The organism is Micromonospora sp. NPDC005979 (assembly GCF_040614415.1).
Lineage (GTDB): Bacteria > Actinomycetota > Actinomycetes > Mycobacteriales > Micromonosporaceae > Micromonospora.
On the sequence record NZ_JBEXUR010000028.1, the window covers coordinates 59841 to 67471 of the forward strand.

At 69.7% G+C, this 7631-nt stretch carries 11 protein-coding genes; 5 read left to right on the forward strand and 6 right to left on the reverse strand.

Annotated elements, in window-relative coordinates:
• Positions 1–63: 63 nt before the first annotated feature.
• Positions 64–651, reverse strand: a complete 588-nt coding sequence (locus ABZ272_RS30775; protein ID WP_355053453.1) for a DUF1684 domain-containing protein — start codon at positions 649–651, stop codon at positions 64–66.
• Complete coding sequence (locus tag ABZ272_RS30780) at positions 648–1085, reverse strand: helix-turn-helix domain-containing protein (RefSeq protein ID WP_355053438.1); 438 nt, start codon at positions 1083–1085, stop codon at positions 648–650. Before ABZ272_RS30780 ends, ABZ272_RS30775 begins: the two co-directional genes overlap by 4 nt.
• Before the next feature lie 61 nt (positions 1086–1146).
• Between ABZ272_RS30780 and ABZ272_RS30785 the strand changes: the two genes are divergently transcribed.
• Positions 1147–2154 carry a hypothetical protein gene (locus tag ABZ272_RS30785; RefSeq protein WP_355053439.1) on the forward strand — a complete coding sequence of 336 codons (1008 nt, stop codon included), beginning with the start codon at positions 1147–1149 and terminating at the stop codon, positions 2152–2154.
• Entirely contained in the window at positions 2151–2567 is a 417-nt protein-coding gene (locus ABZ272_RS30790) for a VOC family protein (RefSeq protein ID WP_355053440.1), read from the forward strand. The genes ABZ272_RS30785 and ABZ272_RS30790 overlap by 4 nt, the downstream gene beginning before the upstream one ends.
• 64 nt (positions 2568–2631) lie before the next feature.
• On the opposite strand, the gene ABZ272_RS30795 is transcribed toward ABZ272_RS30790, so the two are convergent.
• Positions 2632–3186 carry a WHG domain-containing protein gene (locus tag ABZ272_RS30795; RefSeq protein WP_355053441.1) on the reverse strand — a complete coding sequence of 185 codons (555 nt, stop codon included), beginning with the start codon at positions 3184–3186 and terminating at the stop codon, positions 2632–2634.
• A gap of 76 nt (positions 3187–3262) precedes the next feature.
• Between ABZ272_RS30795 and ABZ272_RS30800 the strand changes: the two genes are divergently transcribed.
• Positions 3263–3751, forward strand: a complete 489-nt coding sequence (locus ABZ272_RS30800) for an FBP domain-containing protein (RefSeq protein WP_355053442.1) — start codon at positions 3263–3265, stop codon at positions 3749–3751.
• 30 nt (positions 3752–3781) lie between these two features.
• Here the strand turns inward: ABZ272_RS30800 and ABZ272_RS30805 are convergent, their stop codons facing one another.
• The 3 genes from ABZ272_RS30805 to ABZ272_RS30815 form a co-directional block, all read right to left on the reverse strand.
• Positions 3782–4201, reverse strand: coding sequence for a hypothetical protein (locus ABZ272_RS30805; protein ID WP_355053443.1), 420 nt, complete (start codon positions 4199–4201; stop codon positions 3782–3784).
• Between the two features lie 604 nt (positions 4202–4805).
• Complete coding sequence (locus ABZ272_RS30810; RefSeq protein WP_355053444.1) at positions 4806–5237, reverse strand: carboxymuconolactone decarboxylase family protein; 432 nt, start codon at positions 5235–5237, stop codon at positions 4806–4808.
• Positions 5238–5334: 97 nt separating this feature from the next.
• Entirely contained in the window at positions 5335–5868 is a 534-nt protein-coding gene (locus ABZ272_RS30815; RefSeq protein ID WP_355053445.1) for a GNAT family N-acetyltransferase, read from the reverse strand.
• A gap of 157 nt (positions 5869–6025) precedes the next feature.
• Here ABZ272_RS30815 and ABZ272_RS30820 point away from each other — a divergent pair, with 157 nt between their 5' ends.
• Both ABZ272_RS30820 and ABZ272_RS30825 read left to right on the forward strand, forming a co-directional pair.
• Entirely contained in the window at positions 6026–6508 is a 483-nt protein-coding gene (locus tag ABZ272_RS30820) for a MarR family transcriptional regulator (protein ID WP_355053446.1), read from the forward strand.
• Positions 6509–6519: 11 nt separating this feature from the next.
• The gene (locus tag ABZ272_RS30825; protein WP_355053447.1) at positions 6520–7506 is read left to right on the forward strand and encodes a pirin family protein; all 987 of its coding nucleotides are present in this window, start codon (positions 6520–6522) and stop codon (positions 7504–7506) included.
• The last annotated feature ends 125 nt before the right edge of the window (positions 7507–7631 follow it).

A 7631-nucleotide genomic window follows, 5' to 3' on the forward strand; every position in this document is an offset into this window, starting at 1 on the left:
CTGGCGCAGGCATGTCAGGAAGTTGTCAGCTCGGTGTTCGTAACCGGTTCTCCCGCTCGCCGGTCAGTCGTGGTACGCCAGTTCGCCGGCGCGCAGCGGGACGTCGATCCGGTTCTCGGGCGGCGCGAGGGGGCAGGCCCAGCGGTCGTCGTACGCGCAGCTCGGGTTGTAGAGGTAGTTGGCGTCGAGGCGGACCCGGTCACCGGGCAGCAGCTCGACGCCCCGGCCGAACGTGCCCTTCACCGTGTCGGTGAGGTAGCGGCCCCCGCCGTACGTCTGCTGTCCGCAGGTGCCGTCGCGCAGCGGCACGAACAGTCCGCCCCCGTACGCCTCGATCCACCACAGCGTGAGCGGCCCCCACGACGTCTCGGCCACGGCCACCCGCCGGTACGTCACGACCCCGTCCGGGCCGCCGGTGTCGATGCTCAGCTCACCGCTGGCCGGCCGCAGCGGCGCTTCGACCACCGCCTCCGGGTTGGGTGGGAAGTACCGCACACCGCGGAAGGCGGGCCGTTCGTCGGGCGGGATGGGGCTCTGCGGGTGGGTGGCGAAGAGGTCGTCGCGGCCGGCGCGGAAGCCCGCCAGGTCGACGTCGGACAGGTACAGCCGGGCGACCCGCTCGCGCCAGTCGGCCAGTTCGAGGTCGGTCAGCATGTCGGGGACTCCTCGTCGAGGGACAGCTCTCCGGGCTTCAGGGGCCGGCCGCACGCCTGGCAGCGCACCTCGGCGACGAACACCTCACCGCAGACGTCGTGGATGAAGTTGATTGTGGGCACGTCGGCATCGCTGTAGGTGTCGCCCCAGCGCTTGAGCACGAGGATGACCTGACCGAGGTCCCGACCCTTCTGGGTGAGTTCGTACCCGGCGACCTTGCCGTCCTCGGAGGAACGGGCCTGGAGGATTCCGGTTTCGGCCAGTTTCCGCAGCCGGGCGGCGAGGACGTCCCGGGGTGCGCCGACCGCGCGCAGGATCTCGGTATAACGCGACGCGCCGAAGGCGAGCGCTCGCACGATGTGCAGAGACCACCTGTCGTTGACCGCGTCGAGCGCCACCGCGAGAGTGTCCCGCTCTGGTTTGGAATTCAAACCGGGGGTGCTACGGTTCATCTGGTTGGACATTCAAACCACACTACCCGAGGAAGCACCCATGACGTCGCCATCCGATCCACCCACCAGGCGGGAAACGCCCGTCACCACCCAGCGTGCCGCCTGGCTCTCTCTGGTGATCACCGGGCTGATCATCGGTACGGCGTTCATCGCCGTCTACGTCGGGCTGCAACGTGATCCCGCGCCGAGCCGCCTGCCGATCGCGGTGGTCGGCGACCAGTTCGCCACCGCCGCCCAGGCCGGTCTCGGCGACGCCGTCGCCGTCACCCCGGTCACCAGCGTCGATGCCGGCACCGCCCTGGTCCACGACGGCGACGCCGTCGCGGTCCTCAGCCCGACCGCCCCCGACAGCGTGCGGCTCGACTACGCCGGCGCGAGCGGATTCAGCGAGAGCGGCGCCGCCCGGCAACTCGTGGCCGGTTTCGCCCGCCAGGCCGGCGTGACGGTCCAGGAGAACGACATCGTCCCGCTGGCGAGCTACGACAGCCGCGGGCTGTCCGCCTTCTACGTCGTCTTCGGGGTCACCCTCTCGTCGTTCGTCCTCGCGCAGGGGCTCACCGCGGCCACCGCGAAGGTGCGCCTGCGCCACCGGCTCTACGCGATGGGCGGGTTCGCCGTCCTGATCGGCGTGGTCGCGGCCACCGTCGCCGGCCCGGTGTACGGCTCACTGACGGCGCCGTTCCCCCTGCTCGCCCTGTCGCTCATCCTGCTCTCGGCCGCCAGCGCCTTCACCACGAAGGCCCTCGGCGCCTGGCTCGGGCCGATCGGTATCGCGCTCGCCGTGCTCACCCTCACCACCATCGGCAACGCGACGAGCGGAGCGACGATCGGCGTCGACCTGCTGCCGAGCTGGGCGCAGGCGATCTCGGCGAAGCTCCCGCCGGGCGCGGCCGTTCGCGCGGTGAACAACTTCGGCTACTTCGGCGGCTCGCACACGCTGGTGCCGCTCGCGGTGCTCGCCGCCTGGTTCCTGGCGGGGCTCGGGTTCGTCCTGCTCCGGCAGCGGACCGCAGCGCGACGCCCGCTCGCCGCCGAGGCCGGCCGATGACCGCCCGGGTGAGCCCGTACCTCAGCTTCGCGGGCAACGCGCGGGACGCCATGCGGTTCTACCAGTCGGTGTTCGGCGGCGATCTCCAGGTCGCCACCTTCGGCGACCTGCACGGCCCCACCGGAACGGCGGTCGACGACCTGGTCGCGCACGCGATGCTCCAAGGCGCGTCCGGGATCGTGCTGATGGGCTCGGACCGGACGCCGGGCGACGACCGGCCCGGCGGCACGTCGTCGATCACGCTGGGCGGTGATGACGAGACGGAGATGACCGGGTACTGGGAGCGGCTCAGCGCGGAAGGTGCCGTCACCGTCCCGTTCGCGCCGTCGCCGTGGGGCGCTCGCTACGGCAGGTGCACCGACCGGTTCGGAACCGACTGGCTGGTGAACCTCGCGTCACCTCCGGGGTCCTGACCTGGGCCGGAGTCGCGCTGGATGACGGCCGGGCAAAGCATGGACCGCCATGCTCGCCCGGCCGTCACCGCCGTGGCCAGTTGCTGAGAACAACATCCAGAGCATCGAGGGTACGGATCCAGGAGTCGTCCGTCGGACGCGGCGTGTGGCGGAAGCCGCCGGTCCGCTCCAGGCTCACGAAGCCGTGGAAGGTGCTGTGCATCATCCGGATAGCGTCGGTCTGGTCGGGCTCGGCGAGCCGGTAGCCGCGCAGGATGGCCCGGGTCATCTCCGAGTGCCGGATTCCGGCGCTCGCGGCGGCCGTCTCGGGGTCGAGGTCGATCTGCATGGCGGCGTAGCGGCCGGGGTGCCGCGTCGCGTAGTCCCGGTAGGCGTTGGCGAACGCGACCAGGGCGTCCTTGCCGGCCCGGCCGGCGAGCGCGTCCGAGACCTGGTCGGCCAGCTCGGCGAGCGCCAGCAGGGCGATCCGGACGCGCAGATCGCGGGCGTTCTTGAGGTGGAAGTAGAGGCTCGCGTCCTTCACGCCGAAGTGCCGCGCGAGTGCGGCGACGGTCACGTTCTCGACGCCCACCTCGTCGGCCAGGTCGGCCGCCACCTGGGTCAATCGCTCAACCGTCACGCCGGCACGTGCCACTCGCCACACCCCTCAACCTAGCCTGGTTAATCACTTGCCTAGGAGAGCTAGGCTACTACCTATGCTAGCCATCACCGAACCCGCCATCCGCGCCTCCTTCGTCAACTGCACCCAGGGCGAGGCGAAGCGGCTGGCCGTACCGGCCGATCTGGAGACGTACCCCTGGGACGACCTCGACTTCCTCGGCTGGCGGGACCCCGCCGCGCCGCAGCGGGCGTACCTGGTCGCCGAGACCGACGACGGTCCCGTCGGGGTCGCACTGCGGGTGGCGCCGCAGCAGACCGGGCGGGTACGGCGCAGCATGTGCTCCTTCTGCCTGACCACCCACACCGGCGACGGTGTCTCGCTGATGACCGCCCGCAAGGCCGGCCGCGAGGGCCGGCAGGGCAACTCCGTGGGCGCGTACGTCTGCTCCGACCTGGCCTGTTCCCTCTACGTGCGGGGCCGGAAGGACGCCGGTCGGCGGATCGAGGAGACCCTCACCCTGACCGAGAAAATCGACCGCACCACCGGCCACCTGGCCGCGTTCCTGCGCAGGGTCACCGAGTAACCGGCGGTCGGTCGAGCACGTAACCCCGCGCTATGAGCAGTCGCAGAATGCGGTCACCTGGACGACGTCCGTGACCTTCACGGCGACCGTCGGTGTCTCCGCGACAAGCCCGACGGTCTTCGCCATGTCGTCGGACCAGACGACGAGGTCATCGGCTCCGGGCGTCGGCCGGACGGCGGAGGTCGTGAGAATCGCCTTGATCTGGAACGTAGCGTTGACGGGCGGCTTTTGGACGTAGGCCAGAGCAACCCAGTCTCCACCGGGAATCTCTTTCGTGGAATCCCACTGGACGTAGTACCGCGGCACGTCTCCGGGGCAGCATTCACGCGCGATCAGCACGTACGAATGCAGCCCCGTCGCGGCGCGCGTCCTGCCGCGTACCTCGACGGCGCAGGCGTCTTTCACACACTCCACGGTGGCGCCATCTGTTGACGTCGGCGTGAGGATCATGACAGGCGGTGGAGGGCTGGGCGACGGCGCCTGCGCCGGGGCCGACGTCGGGGACACAGAGGTCGGGGGACGATCGGACTCTCCAGACTTCTCCGACAGAACACTCGGTAGGCCGACGGCGAGCGCCACGATCACCCCGGCAGCGGCAGAAACTGCGGCCACGGCTTCCCACGGCCGCGACGGAGAGCGGGATTGCCGGCCTTCACTGTCTCCTGTGGCCGGTGGCGACGTGACTTCGTCGGGGACATCATCTGAACTGCCAGGTGAAGCACTTTTCTGAGCCTCTTCCTCGTTCACCCCATATCCCCCATCCCACCTCAACGGCCGCCGCCAGAATATTGCGAAATCCACTATCGGCGATGGGGTCAATTATGGGCTTGTTGCTGCGAAGAGTCTCTAGGTCGGCGTCGAGCTGCCCTATGTAGGTGTAGGCCCTGTCGAACCAGAAGAGGTAGCACCTCGGCCCACACATCCAGAACTCGGCACCGTCGCGTGCAAGGACGCCGATATGGAACAGGCGCTGAGCCCGCGGGCGGCCTCGGACGCAATCAGCGACCAGGGGTGGCGGTATTTGCTGGGCGCGCTACGCACGTCCCTGAATCCCTCACTTAGCAGGGTCTGAACGCTCCGGCTTCTCTGCGAAGACCTGGGCCGCGACCTGGTAGCCGTCGAACGCGCGTGCCACGCCAGCGTAGGCCGCGACCTGAAGAAAGACTTCGACGATCTCTTCCTTGGTGGCCCCGGCGTTGAGCGCGATGCGGAGCTGACCACGGAGGGGCTCCAGGACGCCGAGCGTCGCCGCGATGGTGACGGACACCAGTGCCCGCGTCGGTGTATCCAGGTGCTCGGTGCGCGGCCAGACGTCGCCAAAGGCGTGCACTGTTGCGATCCGTTTGAAGTCTGCGCCGTTGGCTGGCTCACCAGGCGTGGCGCCAAGAAAGCGCTCCAAGCGGAAGCCCAGCAGACGTTCAGCCGTGTCCAGCGCGGCGGCGTACCCCGGGTCTGTCGCCGCAGATGTCGGATGGTCCGTCGTCACGATGCTCACTCTTTCATGTACAGGGACGAAGCAGGCGAGATCCGGCATTTCGAAGGTGACTGAGGCTCAGCGGACCGCCCATGTCGAGAGCAGGCTGTTAGCGGTCGGTGGACAGGCGGGCGTGCAGGTGCTCGTCGTAGCGGCGGCCGTCGCCGTACCGGTACGACTCGCGTAGCGTCCCCTCGGCGGGGTAGCCGGCCCGGTCGGCGACCCGGCAGGACGCCGGGTTGGCGACGGCGTGGCACAGCTCGATCCGGTGCAGCCGGAGGTCGTCGAACGCCCACGCGGTGAGCCGGGCGACGGCCCGCGTCGCGACACCGCGCCCGCGCGCCGCCGGCATCGTCCAGTAGCCGATCGAGGCGTCGCCGTGCCGGATGTGGTGCAGCGACACCGAGCCGAGCAGTTCGCCGCCACCGGCGTCGGTCACCGCCAGCGAGGCGTGGTCACCGAACGACCAGTCGGCCCGGCGACGCACCCAGAGCAGGGCGACCTGGTCGTCGACGGGGCCGTCGCCCTGCGGGTTCCACTGGGCGATGGCCGGGTCGCGCAGGGCGTCGAGCACCGCCGGGGCGTCCGCGTCCCGCCAGGGGCGCAGCAACAGATCGTCGGCGGCCAGCTCCACATGTTCCACGAGGCCGGAGTCTGGCACACGTCGCGTCCGTCCCGCCGCCGGATTGCTCAGAGGCTCCTTCAAAGCTGTAAGAAGCGATCCTGCAACCGGACAGACGTGACGCAGGCAACCCCGAACATCACTAGTTAAATTTTCAACTAGTGCTAGTGTCGTGGTCGTGACAGAGAGCCTGGACAGCACCCGAGCGGCCGCCTGGCGCGCCTACATCGAGGCCAGCCAGCGCCTGTTCACCCAGATGGAAGACGACCTACGGGCCGACAGCGACCTCAGCTTCGCCGACTACCACGTGCTGGTCCTGCTCTCCGAAGCGCCGGGGCAACGGCTGCGCATGGGCGAACTGGCCGGCCGCCTGGTCTTCTCCCCCAGCCGCCTCACGTACCAGATCTCCTCGATGCAGCGGCGCGGCCTGGTCAGCAAGGAGCCCTGCCCGGACGATCGGCGCGGCAGCGAAGCCGTGCTCACCGCCGCCGGGCTGCTCACCCTGACCGAGGCCGCGCCGCACCACCTGGCGTCGGTGCGTACCCATCTGATGGACGACCTCGACGACGCCGAGGTCGCCTGCCTCACCCGGATCTTCGACCGGCTCGGCCGCCGCCTGCGGGCGGCCGGGACCACGTCGGACACCCACGCCACACGCTAAGGAGCGCCGCGATGCCCGCGATCACCGTTGACAACGTCCTCGTCCTGCCCCGCCTGCCCAAGCTGCACAAGGCCACCACGATCCGCAAGGTCCGCAAGGTGACCACCGCGCCCAGCGGCTTCGAGGGCGAGGGTTTCCCGGTCCGCCGGGCCTTCGCCGGGGTGTCGACGACCGAGCTGGACCCGTTCATCCACCTCGACCAGATGGGTGAGGTCGACTACGCGCCGGGAGAGCCCAAGGGCACCCCGTGGCACCCGCACCGCGGCTTCGAGACCGTCACGTACATCATCGACGGCGTCTTCGACCACCAGGACTCGCAGGGCGGCGGCGGCACCATCACCGACGGCGACACCCAGTGGATGACGGCCGGCAGTGGCCTGCTGCACATCGAGGCGCCGCCGGAGCACCTGGTCACGAGCGGTGGCCTCTTCCACGGCACGCAGCTCTGGGTCAACCTGCCCCGCAAGGCCAAGATGAACCCACCCCAGTACCAGGACATCCGGGGCCGGGAGTCGGCGCTGCTCACCACCGAGGACGGCGGCGCGCTCATCCGCGTCATCGCCGGTGAGATCGCCGGGCACAAGGGGCCGGGCTCCACGTTCACGCCGATCACCATCAGCCACGTCACCGTCCAGCCCGGCGCTCAGGTCGACCTGCCCTGGAACCCCAACTTCAACGCCCTGGTGTACGTGCTCGGCGGGCGCGGCACCGTCGGCGCCGAGCGCCGACCGGTCCACACCGGCCAGCTCGCGGTGCACGGTCCGGGCAACGCGCTGCGCTTCAGCGCCAACGCCACGCAGGACAGCAACACCCCGGCGCTCGACCTCTACATCATGGGCGGTCAGCCCATCCGCGAGCCGGTGGCGCAGTACGGGCCGTTCGTCATGAACACCCGCGACGAACTGCTCCAGGCGTTCGAGGACTTCAAGGCCGGCCGACTCGGCGTCATCCCCACCGAGCGCATCCCGCACACCGACGGCAAGCGCCGGCGTCCCTGACCCTGACACTGCGAAGGCCCCCGGAGCGATGGCGGTTTCAAGGGGTCGTTGCAACACGTTGGCTAGTCATTGACGGCTAGGAGCTTAGCGAGGCGCTCGGCTGGGGTGTCCCAGCCGAGCGTTTT